This window comes from Amycolatopsis sp. NPDC104775 (assembly GCF_055583325.1).
In genome coordinates this window covers 849,760-866,057 of record NZ_JBVJOE010000004.1, presented here as the reverse complement: position 1 = coordinate 866,057, position 16,298 = coordinate 849,760, and the positions used below count along the sequence as shown (strand labels likewise).

Sequence of the window (16,298 nt, the reverse complement as noted above, 5' to 3'; positions counted from 1 at the left end):
GGGAAGGTGCGCCAGGGTCAAAGAGCGGACAGAGGCCTCACGGCATCCGCGTCGAACGGCGTACCCGCGTCCCCCGACGACGCAGGTTCGCCCGGGGCGCCTCCTAGAAGACGCCCGGCAGAACTTCCTCCCGAGCCTGTGCGTAGCTGTCCTCGTGTTCGTCCAGGTAGCCCTGCCACGCCTGGGCGTCCCAGATCTCGAGCCGGGTGATCGCCCCGATCACCACGCACTCCTTGTTGAGCCCCGCGTACCGGCGCAGCTCCGGCGCGATGGCGACGCGCCCTTGCCCGTCCGGACGTTGCTCGTCGGTCCCGGCGAACAGGTAGCGCTGGTAGGCCCGCACCGCCTCGTTCGTGAACGGGGCTTCGGCGACCTTCCTGGCCATCTGCTCGAACTCGGCGCGGGGGAAGACGAAGAGGCAGTGGTCCTGCCCCTTGGTGACCATCAGCCCGCCGGCCAAGGCTTCGCGGAACTTCGCGGGCAGCGTGAGCCGCCCTTTGTCGTCCAGCTTTGGGGTGTGGGTGCCGAGGAACACCGGCCTCCACCTCCCTACCGGATCCGGTTGGCTCCCCGCCCGGTTCCGGCTCGGGGGCTCCCTTCCGCCCCACTGGGCACCACCGTACCCCACTTTTCACCACAGTCAACGCGTCCCGCGGCCGCACCACTCCGTCGGGTGGCGCGTTTGCGCAGGTCACGGAGGTGGGGCCAGGTGGGGGCCGGGTGGGGCGACCGTGGCGAAGATCCCCCGCACCGGGGTCTCTCGCAACCTCGGAAGGCCTGAAACGTCCGTGTTCCGGCAGCGTGAGGACCCAGAGTGGGGGCCGGTGGGGGATCCGGTGGGGGCTGGTGGGGAGCCGGGTGGAGCGAGGTGGGGAGCCGCGGTGGGGCTCAGTGGAGAGCGCCTTCGACAGCCGGGCGGGCGAGCAGGCGGAGCCCGGTGGAGCGACGTGGGGAACTGGCCACGACCTGCCGTGGTGGGGCTCGGTGGGGAGTCGTCCGCGAGGGGAACCCTGAGGGGCTCTGATTCCCTGGCGGTTCACCTCACGGCCTTGGAGCGGGGGCGAGCGAACCGTCCACTGTCGACAGCGGCGGGCCACGACCGTCCACTTCGGACCAGCTCAGCCCGGCACCAGCTCCATGACCCGCTCGGCCAGCCGCGCGCTGTCCACCGGGGACACCGTCACCCACTCCTGCCCGCCGCGTCCCGGCGAGCACACCGCCGAGTACGCCCCGGCGTCCGTGTCGAACCACGTCAGCCCGCCGGCCCGGGCGAGCTTGCCCGTCCGGTCGCGGACGTGGACGGTGAACTGGCCCGCCGCGTACACCGGGCGGGACTGGATCGCCCGCAGCTCCTCCCCTTGCGCGCCGCCGGGCGGCTCCCCCGCCGCGGGCAGCCGGACGCCGTAGCCAGGACCGGCCGAGAGTTCGGGCAGCACGCCGACGATCGCCGAGGCCAGTTCGCTTTCCCCGATGTCGCGGACGCCGATCGTGCGCGCCGGCTGCACGGCCAGCACCGCGTTCCGTCCGCGAAGTGCGGCGACCGCGCGGAACGGTTCGTCGGCGGTCATGTCCGCGAGCGCTTCGCACTCCACATATCGCTCGCCCGCCGCCAGCACGCGCAGGCTGTTCTCCAGCGCGGCGTCGAGGCGGCCGTCGAAGAGACCGCGCTCGCCGAGGTTGCGGTAGACCTCCGCGCGGATCGCGGCCCGGTCGGCTTCGGTCTCCCCCACGCTGCGCACGGCCAGCGGCGCGGGCGGGGCGTCGAGGCCGAGGTCGGCCCAGACGATGTCGAACGCGGACGCCGACAGGCTGATCAAGCCGGCCCCGTGCCGAGCGGCGGGACCGCGGGAAAACCGCCCTCCGGCACGAGCCCGCGCAACGCCGCGTCCCGGGTGCGCAGGACGTCGATCGCCTTCTGCCGGGCGGCCTCGGCTTCGGCGCGGCGCTCGTCCATGGCCGACGACAGGCCGGCCAGCCGCACGAGGTTCCCGCTCGCCGCGGCGGACCGGATCATCGCCGCCGGGTCGAAGTCCACCGGCGCGGGCATGTCCGCGCGCGCCCGCGCGGCGACCTCGGCCTGCCCCTGCACGGCTTCCCCGATTTTCGCCGACACGACGGAGGTTTCGGCCAGCCAGCCGGACGCCTTGCCGAGCACCGTCCGCATCGCGTCGCCGGCGTCGCCCTGCCAGGTTTCCTCGCTGCCGGCCGACAAGGCGACCAGCCCGCCGATCGAGTCCTCGAGCCGTTGCGAAAGCCCGGCCCATCGCGCGCCCGACTCGCCCGCCGCGGCCGGGTCGTTGCCGTCGACCGCTTGGGCGGCCAGCGCCGCGTGGCTGAACGCTTCGTACCGGGCCGCCGGCTCGGGCGCCGGGGACTCGGCCGGGGTGTCGGTCACGACTTTCCTCCTCGCACGGGGTTCACGGCAGCTTCGGCTCGACCAGTCCGGCCACGTCGCTCGCCCGCGAGCAGGCGAGCTCGGAGTCGGCGAAGTTCGCGTTGCTGACGTCGACCTGCACGCTTTGAGCGCCGCGGACGTCGAGCAGCACCGCGCAGGTGCCGCGGCGGCCGGATACCTGCACCGCCTCGTGCGAGCCGACGTCCTTCTTGGTGCGCTTGCCGTCGGAGAGGTCGAGGTTGGCCAGGCCGTTGGTCTCGTCGAGGGTGACGGTGAGGCCGAAGGCCGAGGGCACCGTCCAGTCGCAGGCGCGCGCTTCGCCGATCGTCTTCGGCTTGCCCTGCCCGGTGAGCCCGGCCGACGACCGGTCCTGCGGGGAGAGCAGCGTGCACGGGTCGAGCTTGGCCAGCGACGCGGTCGAGGAAGGAGCGGGCGCGGGAGGACCGCCGTCCGCGGGCGCGGCGTGTGAGACGCCGGGCATCCGGCCGCACGAGACCAGCGGGATCAGCACGGCGAGCCCGGTGAGGGAAAGGAGCGCGGCGCGCGCCGCGAAACGGTCAGCCACCGGTGCAGTCCACGCCCTCGGCGGCTTCGCCGTCCTGGTCGCGGTATTTCTCCAGCGCTCCGCCGATGCGTTTCTTGAGCCCGGCGATTTCCTTGCCGAACGCGGTGAGCTGGTCCACGGCCGATCCGTCGCGGCCGAGGCCGTATTTCGCCATGAACGCGCCGACCTCCCCGGCGTACCCGCCGCCGAGCGGCACCGACCGGCCGAGCACCGCGGCCTCGCGGACCATCTCGCCGACGACGTCCTGCAGCTCGCCGAGCTTGGCGTAGGTCGCGGTCGCCAGTTCGGGCGTGACCGCGAACCGGCCGCCGGACAGTCCCGGGAGCCCGGCTTTCCGTTCCGCCTCGGCCTCGCTCATGCCCGGAGTGCACCTCTTCCGACGTCGAACCGTGATCGGGCGGCTTCGTTTCGGAGCATACGACAGTGCATACGGTCAGCGGGATCACCTGAAAATGCCTCATAATCACCCGTAAGCAGGAGCATCGAGGTGGCTGGGCGTCACCATGAAACGATCTCGGGGTTCCGCCGCCCCGTTCTCCCGGGTTTGACACACTGGGGAGAACGCTGGACAGGCGCGCATCCCCGCCGGTTGCCGTCCAGCTCACGCGCCACCAGGAGGTCGAGTGACGTCGAGAATCCAGTCCGCTTCCCCCGCCGGGCCGCACGGCGACGGGTCCGGGCAGCCGCCGTACCCGGCGGTCGAGTCCGCGGACGGGCTGGCTCCGGTCCCGGCGGCCGGGCTCGGCGAACTGCACGACACCGCGCGCCGGATCGCCGCGAACGTGGAGCGGGTCCTCGTCGGCAAGCCGGACGTCATCCGGATCGCGCTGGTGACCCTCCTGGCCGAGGGCCACCTGCTCGTCGAGGACGTGCCGGGCGTCGGCAAGACCTCGCTCGCCAAGGCGCTCGCGCGCTCGATCGACTGCACCGTCAGCCGCGTGCAGTTCACGCCCGACCTGCTGCCCAGCGACGTCACCGGCGTCTCCATCTACAACCGGCAGACCGGCGAGTTCGAGTTCCGGCCCGGCCCGGTGTTCGCGAACATCGTGGTCGGCGACGAGATCAACCGGGCCTCGCCGAAGACGCAGTCCGCGCTGCTGGAGTGCATGGAAGAGCACCAGGTCACGGTCGACACCAGCACGTACGCGCTCGGCGCGCCGTTCATGGTCATCGCGACGCAGAACCCGATCGAGATGGAGGGCACCTACGCGCTGCCCGAGGCCCAGCGGGACCGGTTCACCGCGCGGGTGTCCATCGGCTACCCCGACCAGCAGGCCGAACTGGCCATGGTCGACGAGCATTCCGGGCACAATCCGCTCGCGGAGCTGACCCCGGTGTCCGACGGCGAGACGATGCTGCGGCTGATCAAGACCGTCCGCGGCGTGCACATCGCGCCGGAGGTGCGCCGGTACGCCGTGGAGGTCGTGTCGGCGACCCGGCAGGTGCCGGAGATCCGGCTCGGCGCTTCGCCGCGCGCGACGCTGCACCTGGTCCGGGCCGCGCGGGCGCAGGCCGCGCTGTCCGGGCGCGACTACGTGGTGCCCGACGACCTGCACACGGTCGCGGCGCCCGTGCTGGCGCACCGGCTGGTGCTCACCACCGAGGCGCACGCCGCCCGCCGTTCGGCGACCGACGTGGTCCGCGCGGTGCTGCACCGCGTCCCCGTCCCCCAGGGCTCGGCCCGCTGAGGCGCGTCCCGCTAGCCGATTAGGGAATCCGCATGCTGCGCGCGCTTTCCGGCCTCACCACCCGAGGCCGCTGCCTCCTCGCCGCCGGGATCGCGGCCGCGGTGTGCTCGCTGGTGCTCAACGAACGCGACCTGCTGCGGGTCGCGGTGTTCGTCGTCGCCCTGCCGCTGCTGGTCGCCGCCTACATCTCGGCGACCCGGCTGCGTCTCGGCGCCGCGCGCTCGCTGCGCCCGGACCGGGTCGCGGCGGGGTCGACCGGCGAGGTCGACCTGGAACTGTGGCGCAGCGGACGGCTGCCCGGCGGCGAGGTGCTGCTGGAGGACGGCGTGCCGTACGCGCTGGGCTCCCGGCCGCGGTTCGTGGTCGAACGGCTGCCGCACGACCGGCGCGTGCTGCTGCGGTATCCGCTGCGGCCGGCCCTGCGCGGGATCCAGCAGGTGGGGCCGCTGCGCGCGACGATCACCGACCCGTTCGGGCTGTGCGAGTTCGAACGGGAGCTGATCGGCCATTCGCGGCTGGTCGTCGTGCCGCGCGTGGTCCCGCTGTGGGGGCTGCCCGGCGGGGCCGGGGCCGGGGCGGGCGACGACGGAAGCGTCCGGCTGCATTCCGGGCAGGGCGAGCCGGACGTGATCGTCCGGCACTACCGCACCGGCGACGACATGCGGAAAGTCCACTGGCGTTCGACCGCGCGCCGGGACGAGATCATGGTCCGCATCGAGGAACGTCCGTGGCGCGGCGGCACGACAGTATTGCTGGACCACCGCGCGGCCGCGCACCACGGGAGCGGCCCGGCGGCGAGCCTGGAGTGGGCGGTGTCGTTCGCCGCTTCGGTGTCGCTGCATCTGCGGCGGACCGGCCACCGGGTCCGGCTGGTGACCGAGCACGGCATCTCGCTGGCCGACTCCCCGGCCGACGGCGGCGAGGGCTACGACAACCTCGTGCTCGACGCGCTGGCCGCCCTGCAGCCGGCGCACCAGCGCGACGTGACGCTTGGCCACGACCCGGCCGAAGGACAGGAACTGATCGCCATCCTGGGCACGGTGAGCGCGGAATCGGTGCACGAGCTGACGCGGTTCCGGTCGCGCGGAGTCCGCAGTCTCGCGGTCCTGCTGGACACCCCGGCCTGGGCGGGTTCGGCGTCGCCGGACCACCTCGCCGCGGCGACCGAGGAATCGGCGGAGCTGCTGCGCGGAGCCGGCTGGGGCGTCGTGGTGGCCGGTCCTTCGACACCGACGCCCGAGGTGTGGGGGCTGCTGTGCCGCGCGGGCACCCACCGCTCGACGGTGATCGGCGGGACGCGATGAAGGCGACGACAACCGTCGTGCGCGGCGATCAAGGTTCTCACCGGGATCGCCGCGCACGAGCACGCGAGGGGATCCGATGACCACCACCGCTCCCCCGCCGTCCGGCGCGCCGCCGATCCCGCACACCCCCTCCCCGCAGCCGACCGATCCGCCGCCCGCCTGGCGCAGCAGCGTGCTGCCGCCGATCGCCGCCGGGATCGCGACGCTGTGCGCGGCGACCTCGCTGACCAGCGTCGTCTCCGGCTGGGCCTGGTTCGGCTATCTCTTCGTGGCCGTCGTGCTCGTCGCGGGCACCGGGCTGGCGCTGCGGTCGCTGCGCGCGCCGACCGTCGTCGCCGGGTTCGGGCAGCTGCTGGTGCTGCTGTTCCTGATCACCGGGGCGTTCACGACGCAAGGCGTCCTCACGATCTTCCCTGGCCCCACGGCGTTCGGCGAACTGCGGGCCACTCTCGCCGCCGCGGCCGAGCAGATCCGGACTGGTCTGCCGCCGGTCGACAGCACCCAGCCGATCCTGTGCCTGGTCACGATCGCGATCGGCCTGGTCGCGGTGCTGGTCGACACGCTCGCCGTCGCCGCCGCGGCGCCGGCGGCGACCGGGCTCGTGCTGCTCTGCGTGTACGCGGTGCCCGCGGCGCTGTCGGACGAGCTGATGCCGTGGTGGACGTTCGTGCTCGGCGCGGGCGCCTTCGCCTGCCTGCTCGCCCTCGACGGCAACCACCGGCACCGCCGCTGGCGCAACCGCGACGCGCCCGGGTCCGGCGGCCTGCTGCGGCTCGCGCAGGCCCCGGTGGCCGTGGTCAGTTCGGCGATCGTGCTCGGCCTGCTGGGCGGCGGGATCACCGTGGTCGGCACGGTCGGCAAGATCCCGTTCGGCTCCGGGCCGGGCGGCGACGGCGACGGGACCGGCGGTTTCGGCATCGCGCCGTTCACCCAGCTGCGCGGGCTGCTCGACCAGGGCCAGAACACCGAGCTGTTCCAGGTCCGCGGCCTCGGCCCGGACCGGCGGCTGCTGCGCGCGTTCACTTTGGACACTTACACCCCGAACAAGGGCTGGGGCCTGCGCGCCGGCGGCCAGGCGCAGACCGGCGTGCTGGCGAACAGCACGCTGCCCGCCGCGCCCGGCGACGACGGCACCGGGGTGTCGCGGCAGATCCAGATCCAGCCCACGCGATGGGTCGACAACTGGCTGCCGATCTACGGCGCCCCGCGCGCGCTCCGGGGCGTGCCGCCGCAATGGCTGTACGACCGGGTCAGCGGTTCGGTGTTCACCACGAGCAGCGAACCCGCGCCGCCGTATGTGGAAACGGCTTCGCTGAAGGAGCCGACCGCGGAGGAATTGCGGGACGCCGAACCGAAGTCCGACGAGATTCCCGCGCTGTACACGCGGATCGGCCAGGTCGACAAGCGGGTCGTCGCGCTGACCGAACAGCTCACCTCCGGCAAGACGAACAACTTCGACCGGGCGAGCGCGCTGTGGCAGTATTTCAGCGCGCAGAACGGTTTCGTCTACGACACGAAGACCGCCGACGCCACCGACGCCGACGCTCTCGCCGACTTCATCCTCAAGGGAAAACGGGGCTACTGCGAGCAATACGCGTCGGCGATGGCGGTGATGCTGCGGGTCGCGCACATCCCCGCGCGCGTCGCGATCGGCTTCACCCCGGGCGTTTCCAAGGGCGACTACCAGTCGATCAGCTCGCAGGACGCGCACGCGTGGGTCGAGGCGTACTTCGGGGACAAGGGCTGGGTCAGCTTCGACCCGACCCCGCTCGCCGACGGCCGCGGCATCGTCCCGCCGTATCTGCGGCAGAACACCCAGAACCCGCAGCAGCCCAACGCGACCGACGACCTCCCGACGGCCCCGCGGTCGGCCGCCCCGTCCACCGGCGCGTCGACCGACAAGACGCACGACCAGGCCGCCCCCGCCGCGCCGGCCGACACCACGCCGGACGACAGCTGGCTGACCTGGCTGGCGCTGGTCCTGGCCGTTCTCGGCCTCGCGGCCGTAGCCACCTCGTACTTCCTGCGCCGCCGCCCCCGTCCCGGCATGGCCCCGTCCGGCGTCCCGCCCGGGGCGACGCCGGACGGGAACGTGCTGGTCAGAAACACCGTCACCGCCCCGACCCCGGTGCACCTGGCTGTTCTGTGGCTGCCGCTGACCGGTGCCGTCCTGCTGGTCGCCGCGCTCGGCTTGCTCGCCGGGACCGTGTCGTGGTGGTTCGCCGCGGTGGTCGTGGTGGTCCTCGCCGCGATCGGCGGTCCCGCCGCGATCCGGGACCTGCTGCGCCGCCGTCACCTCCAGGCCGTCGCGACCCACTCCGCCGGCGCCGCCGACGCGGCCTGGCGCGAACTGAAAGCGGAATGCGCGGACCGGGACCTGCCGATCTCCGACAGCGACACGGTCCGCGTGGCAGGCGGCAAGATCGCCGAACGCCACCGCTTGGACGAACCCGGCAGGGAGGCGCTGCGGACGGTGCTGGGTGCGGTCGAGCGCAGCTGGTACAGCGACGAGCCGACTCCGGACCCGACGTTAGAGCCTGCCTTCGGGCAACTGCGGGACAGCCTGCGCCGAACCGCTCCATTGTCTCTGCGGGGACGGTTGTTCCCGAGGTCGGTGCTTCGCCGACGGCGGTGAGTTTGCCGCGGAACAGGCGAGGCGGCCTTCGTCGGGGAATGAGCGGGACAGCCCTTGGCCAGTGGCACCGGGTCGGCGTACGCGGTGCCACTCCGCATCGCTGCGAGCGGTTCTCATGCCGGATCGGTTGTGGCGTCAGTATCTTCTCTCGGCAGTGCTTCCCCGCTCACTTCGCCAGGGCCGTGCGGAGGAACCCGAGGATCTCCGCCTGAGCAGCCTCGGCTTGGGGTTCCACCCCCGGCAGTGTCAGGAACGCGTGCTTCGCGCCCGGATATTCGGTGAGCCGCACCGAAGTTCCCGCCTCGCGGAGCCGCTCGACGTACCGGCGCCCATGGTCGGCGACCGCGTCTTGAGTCGGGACCACCACGAGCGCCGGAGCGAGCCCGCTCAGATCGTCGGCGTACAGCGGTGAGACGGCCGCCAGGACTCGGCAAGCTCCCGGCCGCTCCGGCCCCCAGCGACCTCGACCTCGAACCGACAACGCAGCCGCACAAGTCGAGGCCGCCACAGCGGGCCTGGGTCACCACCCGAACCGACAAGGCCACGGCGTTCCATCAGCGCCATTCCCACGGCAGACCGTGCGCCAGCGCGCCGCCGAGCGTCGGCGGCGATCACCCGCCGACACCGCCCACCCGATTTCCGAGCCGCGCATTCCCCCGGCACCGCTCCCACGACCGGCCGGATCCAGCACCCCGCCGAGCGTCCTCGGCAACCACCTGACTGCCCCGCCCGATTCCCCAGCCGCGCAGCCCCGCGGCACCGCTCTCACCACAGGCCGCATCCAGCACCACGCCGAGCATCGTCGGCAATCACCGGCCGCCCACCAGTTTCCCGCCGTGCATTCCGGAAGCGAACGGAGCCAGCACAGGCCGAGCACGCGCCTCGCCCGGACGTTCGCGGGTTCGGGAACCCGTGTCCCGCTAGCCGGTGCAGCCCGTGGCCGCGCACGAGAATCCGCGCCCCGCCCCGAGGGGTGAAGCGCGGATTCGCCGTCGTGCTATTGGCCTTCGAAGCGCTGGCGGAAGCGTTCTTCCATGCGCTGCGTGAAGGAGCTCTTGCGGCCGGAGGACTTCCCCCCGCCTCCGTCGTCATGGCTGTTCGCACCGCCGCCGTCGCTGTGGCGCAGCGACGTCACGGCCATCATGACCCCGAAGAACATCACGAGGAACCCGAGCACGCTGACCACCGGCACGTCGGCGACCCGCAGCACCGGGATCACCACGCCGAGCACCAGCAGCGCAACGCCCACCACGAACAGGGCGATCCCCTGGATGCGCCGACGGCGCGCGGGTCGGCGCAACCGGGTGCCTCGCACCGTGGATGCGAACTTGGGGTCCTCGGCATAGAGCTCGCGCTCGATCTGATCGAGCAGCCGCTGCTCATGCTCGGAGAGTGGCATCTTTCCTCCTCCGGCACAGCTGTCGCGGGCGCCGGGCCGCGCAACGTCCTGGACCCAACAGCCAACCCCAGGCGGGGTGGCACTGTCCAGGATACGAGCCCCGCGCTCGTCCGACTACCCGATCCCCGATCCGGAAATGATCGATTCGGGGGAAATCCGGTCCAACCCGCGTTGACAGTGCGTCACCGCGACGGAAGTCACCCCCTTCGGCCCAGTCCAGGCCCCTCCGCCGCGCGGTCCGCCTCCCCCGGATGGGGTCCCTCGTCACGGAGAGAAACCGTCCGCGCGCCGACCACCCGCCCTGCTGTCGCTCCGCCCACGAGGATCTTCCGCCGATCGATACCGTCCGCCACTTATTCACTCGCCCCTCGCCGAGACCGGCAATCCCCCACCGCGCGAACAGCCCGGAGCCCGATGACTGAGCGCGACCGCCGAACCCCTAATCCGGACTTCGCCCGACCGGCGCACGTCAATGCCGGCTGTCGGCGAGACGCTCGTCCCGGCGAATTGCCGACGAACCCGCCGAGGCGGCCAGACCCGGCCGGAATCACCCCTCTGCGCAGCGGCTCAGACTGCCCCGCACCAGACCGGCGGCGCGCTCGTCCGCCCCAGGCGGGCGGCCCGTGACTCAACACCGCAACCAGCCCGGAGGCGACCTGCCACGGCCAGATCGCAACTCACCGGTGCTTCACCAGCGACCGCACCCTGCCTCGCCCCTCGACCCGGCTCCCGTGCAACAACCGCCGAGCCTCTCCGCGAGCAAGAACCCCAGGCCACACCGCTGAACCTTTCCGCCCGCCTCACCCCGGCCTGGCCAAGACCCCCACCGCCAACCCTGCCCGCGCGCATCAAGCCCGGCACCCCACCGACGCCGTCTCCCCTGACCTCACTCCTCCCGAGGAGAAAGCAGCGAAGCAGGCCGGATCGCCGCCGAGCCGAATTTCAGCCTTGCCACGTCCGCGGCTACCTCGGCGTCGCGCCAGCGGGGCTCGTCGTTCGCGAACGACAGCTGCTCGCCCTCGTCGCCAGTGTCCAGTCCTTCCACTCGCACCCCGATCAGCCGGACCGCTCCAGCCGGTGCGTGCTCGGTCAGCAGCTCGACCGCGGTGCGGTGGATGTCGCGGGCCACGTCCGTCGCCGAGAGGACGGTGCGGGCCCGGGTGATGGTGCGGAAATCGGCGAACCGCACCTTGATCGACACCGTCCTTCCGCGCAGCCCGCGCGAGCGGAGTGTCGCTCCGACCCGTTCGGACAGGCGCAGCAGCTCCAGGCTCAGCTCGGCGCGGTTCACCACGTCGACGTCGAAGGTGTGCTCGGCTCCGATCGACTTCTCCGCCGACTCCGGTTCCACCGCCCGCTCGTCGTGGCCGTTCGCCAAAGCCCACAGGTGATCTCCCGCGGCCCGGCCCACGGCGCGCCGCAGCCGGGCGGGCGGGGTGGCGGCGATGTCCGCGATTGTGTGCCAGCCGTGCTGGCGCAGCTGTTCCTCGGTGCGCTTCCCGACTCCCCACAGCGCCGACACCGGCAGCGGGTGCAGGAACTCCAGCGTCTCAGCCGCGGGGACGATCACCATCCCGTCCGGTTTGGCCATGCCCGAAGCCAGCTTCGCCACGAATTTGACCTTCGCGACACCGACGGAGCACGTGATCCCGTGCTCCGCCTGCACTCGCTCCCGAATCCGCGCTCCCAGCGCTCCCGGTGTGGCGCCCAGCCGCCGCAGGGCGCCTCCCACGTCCAGGAAGGCTTCGTCCAGGCTCAGCGGCTCGACCAGCGGCGTCAGCTGCCGGAAAATCCCCATGACGCCGCGCGAGACCTCGCCGTACAGGCCGGGGGTCGGCTGGATGCAGATCAGCTGCGGGCAGAGGCGTTTGGCCGTGGCGAACGGCATGGCGGAGCGCACGCCGAAGCGCCGTGCCGGATAGCTCGCCGCGGCGACGACCGAGCGCGGGCCGCCGCCGGACACGACGACCGGCTGGTTCGCCAGCTCCGGCCGGGTGCGCAGTTCGCACGACACGAAGAAGGCGTCCATGTCCACGTGCAGAATCGAGCAGCCGGTGTCGTCCGGCAGCTCGGTCGCGCCCGTGGTGACGCGATAGCGGGCCATCCCGCTCGGCAGTTCGGCGTTTCTCCCCACGCCTCCGGACGCTACCCGCCGCCACCGACAATTCCCGGGGCTCGAGGCCCGGCGGCCACACAGACGGGTGGTGCGAGACCTCGGCAGGCCAGTTGCCTCAGGCGGAAAAGCGAGCCGTCAGCCTCGCCGGGCGATGGCGTGCAACCGGCCCGCGACGTCGCGCAGGGCGGGCACCGCCGAAGCGCTCAGCTCGAATTCGGCCAGCTCGTCCTCGCGGACCCCGCCCGGCACGACGTCCGAGATCACCCGGTCGCCCTGCAGCAAGGTGACCTCCAGGCCGGCCGCCACGAGAGAATCGGTCAGCCCGGCGCTGTCGTATCGGCGCAGTACGGTGTCCCCGGCGACGATGCCGTCGGTGCCTTCCATCAACTTCTGCGCCTCGGAGATCCGGCCGGCGAGCGCACGATGCAGCACGGCCGCGGTGCGGTTGGCCACCAGCACCGACACGGCTCCGCCCGGCGAGACGGCCGCGGCGAGGGCGGCGAGCACCGCGCGCGGGTCGTCCACGACCTCCAGCAGGCCGTGCGCCAGCACGAGATCCGCCGACCCGTCGGGGACGTGCGCGCCGAGTGCGTCGGAGTCGTCCGCGATCACCGTGATCCGGCCGGAGACACCCTCTTCTTCGGCGCGCCGGCGCAGCGTCGCGAGCGCGTTCGGGTTCGGTTCGACCACGGTGACCAGGCATCCGGCCGAGGCGAACGGCACCGCCCAGCCGCCGCTTCCGCCGCCGACGTCGACGACGACCGGCTGCTCCACGCCGCGGGCGCGGGCGGCCCGCAATTCGGCCTCGAGCGCCCGGCGAACAGCGCCCGAACCCCGGGCGGCCACGGTGTCGGTCTTCATGGCCGACAGGGTAATGGCCGCCGGTCACTTGCCGTGACCCGCGTGGGCGCCGCAGCGGCGTTCGCCACCTTCCGGACTACCGCCCCGGCGCGCGGCCCGTAGGCTGTATCGAGTGCACACGGTCGCCGTTCTCAGCCTCAAGGGTGGTGTCGGCAAAACGACGGTCGCGCTCGGTATCGCGTCGGCCGCGCTGCGTAGGGGTACCCGCACGCTCGTAGCCGACCTCGACCCGCAGGGCAACGCCACCACCTCGCTCGACCCGCCGTTCACCGACGCGACGCTCGCCGACGTGCTCGAGACGCCCGCGCGAGCCGTCCTCGAACGCGCGATCGCGCCGAGCGTCTGGAGCGAGGAGATCGACGTGCTGGTCGGCGCCGAGGAACTGGAGTCGCTCAACGAACCCGACTCGGACGGCCGCCGCCTGGAAAACCTCTCCCGCGCGCTCGACGAACTGCACCAGCGCCCGCTGCGCGAGGACCCGTACGAGCTGGCGATCATCGACTGCCCGCCGTCGCTCGGAAGGCTCACCAAATCGGCGCTCGTGGCGGCGGACAGCGCGCTGATTGTGACTGAACCCACAATGTACGCGGTCGCCGGCGCCCAGCGCGCGCTCGAAGCGATCGAACGGATCCGCGAGGACAGCAATCCGTCGCTGCGGCCGATCGGCGTGCTGGTGAACAAGCTGCGCGTGCGGTCCTACGAGCACCAGTTCCGGGTCGCGGAGCTGCGCGAGAACTTCGGTTCGCTGGTGATGCCGACCGCGATCCCGGACCGGCTCGCGGTGCAGCAGGCGCAGGGCGCGTGCAGCCCGATCCACGAGTGGCATTCCCCTGGGGCACAGGAGATCGCGCTGACGTTCAACATGGTCCTCGCCAAAATCCTGCGTTCCAACCGCGCCGGTCGGCACCGCGTGCGCGCCGAGGAAGAAGCGGTGCAGGCGGAAGTGCCGGAAACCGCGGGCTGACCCGTGCCCGAAGGCGACACCGTATTCCTGGCCGGAAAGCTGCTCGACCGCGCGCTCGCCGGGAAAACTCTGGTGCGCGGCGAGTTCCGGCATCCCGAACTGGCCACTGTGGACCTCGCGGGCCGGGAGGTGCACGGCGTCGGCACCGTCGGCAAGCACCTTTTCACGCGCTTCTCCGGCGACCTGACGCTGCACAGCCACCTCCGGATGGACGGCTCGTGGAAGATCCAGCCCGCGGGCGCGAAGTGGCCGATGCCCGCCCATCACGCGCGCGTGGTGCTGACGACCGAGGACGTCCAGGCGATCGGTTTCCGTTTGCACGACCTGAAACTGCTGCCCACCGCCGAGGAGCACACGCTCGTCGGCCACCTCGGACCGGACCTGCTGGATCCACAGTGGACAGAAGAGCACGCCGCGCTGGCCGCCGCCAACCTCGCCGCGAAACCGGACCGCGAACTCGGCGACGCCCTGCTGGACCAACGCATCATGGCCGGCGTCGGCAACCTGTACAAATGCGAGATTTCCTTTCTCCTGCGGGTTTCCCCGTGGACCCCAGTGTCCGAAGTGGACCCCGCGCGGGCGGTGGCGCTCGCCCGGAAGCTCCTGGTCGCCAACGCGTGGCGGCACGAGCAGTCCACCACCGGCGACCTCCGCCGGGGACGGCGCACCTGGGTCTACGAACGCACCCGCCAAGGCTGCTTCCGCTGCGGCGGCGCGCTGCTGGTGCGCCAGCAGGGCGACGGACCGTACCAGCGCCCGACCTGGTGCTGCCCGCGCTGCCAGCCCGGCCCCGTCCCGGCCGATGGACCGCCGCGCAAATGATGTTGCCGTACCGAGAGGTTCGCGGTTAGCGTGGCAGTACACGAGAGAGGAGGTGGTCCTAAGTTGTATTCACACAGGACTCGTGAGGTGGCTGTCCGCTAGCGGATGGCACGTGTTGGGACTTTGAGCAGCGATACAACAAGAGCCACCTTCGGCTCATCGCCTGCTTCACGTGCTGCCTGCTGACGAATACCAGGCAGTCACCGGGTTCCCGGGGTTCCCGAGCACCGGTCCGGCTCGGGCCTGGACGTTGACGGCGTCCAGGAGGCGCCCCGGGAATTTCCCTGTCCGCTTCCCGCTTCTGCCCTCGCGCCCCCCGCGATCACCGCGGCGGTTCCTGCGGAGCGGCAGAAGTCGCTAGGCTTGGGGGATGCTCAGGCCGGACTATCCGATCAGCACCGAACGCCTGCTCCTCCGCCCGTTCCGGGACGACGATCTCGATGCCCTGAACTCGTTCCAGTCGCGCGCGGACGTCGTCCGCTACCTTTACTGGGGGCCGCGCAGCCGCGCGGAATCCGCGGCAGCGCTGGCGAAGCGCGTCCACAGCTCGACGCTGTCGGACGAAGGGCAGATCCTCGCCGTCGCCGTGGAACTCGCCGAAACCGGGCAGCTCATCGGCGATCTCAACCTGGAATACCTCAGCGCCGAACACCGCCAAGGCGAGATCGGCTTCGTCTTCCACCCCGACCACCACGGCAAAGGCCTGGCCCTGGAAGCAACCCGCGAACTCCTGCGGCTCGGCTTCGAAGACCTGGGCCTGCACCGCATCATCGGCCGCTGCGACGGCCGCAACACCGCCTCAGCGGCACTGATGGAGCGGCTGGGCATGCGCCAGGAAGCGCACCTGCGGGAAAACGAGATCGTCAAGGGCGAATGGACCGACGAACTGGTCTACGCCATGCTCGAAGACGAGTGGAAGGCCGGGGCTGTGGGAAGAGACTGAGCCTCTGGACCCGCTTCCGTCCGATTCGCAGCCCGGGGAGCGGACAGGATTCGGACAACGCCCACCGACGTGGTTCGGGTTGTTCGGCGCGCGGGTTCGCGGCTGCCGTGGGTGGGATCCTCGATGCGGCGTGGGGTGCGCGCGACCGGACCGAACGCCACATCGGGGTGCTAACCCGGCGGCGATGGGCGGGTGGTCCGCGACGGGCCAACCTTGAGGGAATTGAAGTCCGTGAGGGAGGCCCTCACGGACGACGAGGGACCACGAGAAAGGCCTTGCGGGAATCAGGTCTGTGAGGGTTCCCCTCACCGCCGCCGGTGGGTCGTGAGGGGAACCCTGAGGGAATCAGCTTCCGTGAAGGTTCCCCTCACGACACCTGACCTAACCGGCGGAGCCTCGCAACCTCACCACCCGGCGAAGCGAGGCCGGGAACCCGAGCTCGAGTCAAGCCACATCGCCCACCCCCACCGCCCCACCCCACAGTTCCAGGCACCCAGCCCCCTCCCTGCACCCCGATACGAAGCCTCCCTGCGGTTCTGGGGGGGGGGGGGGGGGGGGGGTTTTCCCCACCCCGCAACACACCCCAACAACCCACACACCAAAACC

15 protein-coding genes are annotated in these 16,298 nt (G+C 71.8%); 6 read left to right on the top strand and 9 right to left on the bottom strand.

Annotated elements, in window-relative coordinates; genetic code table 11:
• Positions 1–103: 103 nt before the first annotated feature.
• The 5 genes from mraZ to ACZ63D_RS22505 all read right to left on the bottom strand — a co-directional run bounded on the left by mraZ (position 104) and on the right by ACZ63D_RS22505 (position 3,318).
• Positions 104–535, bottom strand: coding sequence for a division/cell wall cluster transcriptional repressor MraZ (gene mraZ, locus ACZ63D_RS22525; protein ID WP_009080393.1), 432 nt, complete (start codon positions 533–535; stop codon positions 104–106).
• Between the two features lie 583 nt (positions 536–1,118).
• Complete coding sequence (locus ACZ63D_RS22520; protein ID WP_465356278.1) at positions 1,119–1,817, bottom strand: ESX secretion-associated protein EspG; 699 nt, start codon at positions 1,815–1,817, stop codon at positions 1,119–1,121.
• Positions 1,814–2,395 (bottom strand): PE-PGRS family protein, encoded by a 582-nt coding sequence (locus ACZ63D_RS22515; protein WP_465356277.1) that lies wholly within the window; start codon positions 2,393–2,395, stop codon positions 1,814–1,816. The genes ACZ63D_RS22520 and ACZ63D_RS22515 overlap by 4 nt, the downstream gene beginning before the upstream one ends.
• Before the next feature lie 22 nt (positions 2,396–2,417).
• Complete coding sequence (locus tag ACZ63D_RS22510) at positions 2,418–2,960, bottom strand: DUF3558 domain-containing protein (protein WP_465356276.1); 543 nt, start codon at positions 2,958–2,960, stop codon at positions 2,418–2,420.
• A complete protein-coding gene (locus tag ACZ63D_RS22505) occupies positions 2,953–3,318 on the bottom strand; it encodes a hypothetical protein (RefSeq protein ID WP_067582245.1) in 366 nt (121 codons plus the stop codon). The genes ACZ63D_RS22510 and ACZ63D_RS22505 overlap by 8 nt, the downstream gene beginning before the upstream one ends.
• 265 nt (positions 3,319–3,583) lie before the next feature.
• Here ACZ63D_RS22505 and ACZ63D_RS22500 point away from each other — a divergent pair, with 265 nt between their 5' ends.
• The 3 genes from ACZ63D_RS22500 to ACZ63D_RS22490 all read left to right on the top strand — a co-directional run bounded on the left by ACZ63D_RS22500 (position 3,584) and on the right by ACZ63D_RS22490 (position 8,587).
• Entirely contained in the window at positions 3,584–4,648 is a 1,065-nt protein-coding gene (locus ACZ63D_RS22500) for an AAA family ATPase (protein ID WP_465356275.1), read from the top strand.
• Positions 4,649–4,680: 32 nt separating this feature from the next.
• A complete protein-coding gene (locus ACZ63D_RS22495) occupies positions 4,681–5,952 on the top strand; it encodes a DUF58 domain-containing protein (RefSeq protein WP_465356274.1) in 1,272 nt (423 codons plus the stop codon).
• 76 nt (positions 5,953–6,028) lie between these two features.
• Positions 6,029–8,587, top strand: a complete 2,559-nt coding sequence (locus ACZ63D_RS22490; protein ID WP_465356273.1) for a transglutaminase TgpA family protein — start codon at positions 6,029–6,031, stop codon at positions 8,585–8,587.
• 166 nt (positions 8,588–8,753) lie between these two features.
• Here the strand turns inward: ACZ63D_RS22490 and ACZ63D_RS22485 are convergent, their stop codons facing one another.
• The 4 genes from ACZ63D_RS22485 to ACZ63D_RS22470 all read right to left on the bottom strand — a co-directional run bounded on the left by ACZ63D_RS22485 (position 8,754) and on the right by ACZ63D_RS22470 (position 12,963).
• Positions 8,754–9,095: an alpha/beta hydrolase gene (locus ACZ63D_RS22485; protein ID WP_465356272.1), complete on the bottom strand. Its 342-nt coding sequence runs from the start codon at positions 9,093–9,095 to the stop codon at positions 8,754–8,756.
• A 489-nt stretch (positions 9,096–9,584) separates the two neighbouring features.
• On the bottom strand, positions 9,585–9,986 hold the full coding sequence (locus ACZ63D_RS22480; RefSeq protein ID WP_465356271.1) for a DUF3040 domain-containing protein: 402 nt from the start codon (positions 9,984–9,986) through the stop codon (positions 9,585–9,587).
• A gap of 886 nt (positions 9,987–10,872) precedes the next feature.
• A complete protein-coding gene (dinB, locus tag ACZ63D_RS22475) occupies positions 10,873–12,090 on the bottom strand; it encodes a DNA polymerase IV (RefSeq protein ID WP_465356312.1) in 1,218 nt (405 codons plus the stop codon).
• Positions 12,091–12,237: 147 nt separating this feature from the next.
• Positions 12,238–12,963, bottom strand: a complete 726-nt coding sequence (locus ACZ63D_RS22470; protein ID WP_465356270.1) for a methyltransferase domain-containing protein — start codon at positions 12,961–12,963, stop codon at positions 12,238–12,240.
• A gap of 112 nt (positions 12,964–13,075) precedes the next feature.
• Here ACZ63D_RS22470 and ACZ63D_RS22465 point away from each other — a divergent pair, with 112 nt between their 5' ends.
• The 3 genes from ACZ63D_RS22465 to ACZ63D_RS22455 all read left to right on the top strand — a co-directional run bounded on the left by ACZ63D_RS22465 (position 13,076) and on the right by ACZ63D_RS22455 (position 15,692).
• The gene (locus ACZ63D_RS22465) at positions 13,076–13,927 is read left to right on the top strand and encodes a ParA family protein (RefSeq protein WP_465356269.1); all 852 of its coding nucleotides are present in this window, start codon (positions 13,076–13,078) and stop codon (positions 13,925–13,927) included.
• A 3-nt stretch (positions 13,928–13,930) separates the two neighbouring features.
• Complete coding sequence (locus ACZ63D_RS22460; protein ID WP_465356268.1) at positions 13,931–14,749, top strand: DNA-formamidopyrimidine glycosylase family protein; 819 nt, start codon at positions 13,931–13,933, stop codon at positions 14,747–14,749.
• Between the two features lie 370 nt (positions 14,750–15,119).
• Entirely contained in the window at positions 15,120–15,692 is a 573-nt protein-coding gene (locus ACZ63D_RS22455) for a GNAT family N-acetyltransferase (protein WP_465356267.1), read from the top strand.
• Positions 15,693–16,298: the final 606 nt, after the last annotated feature.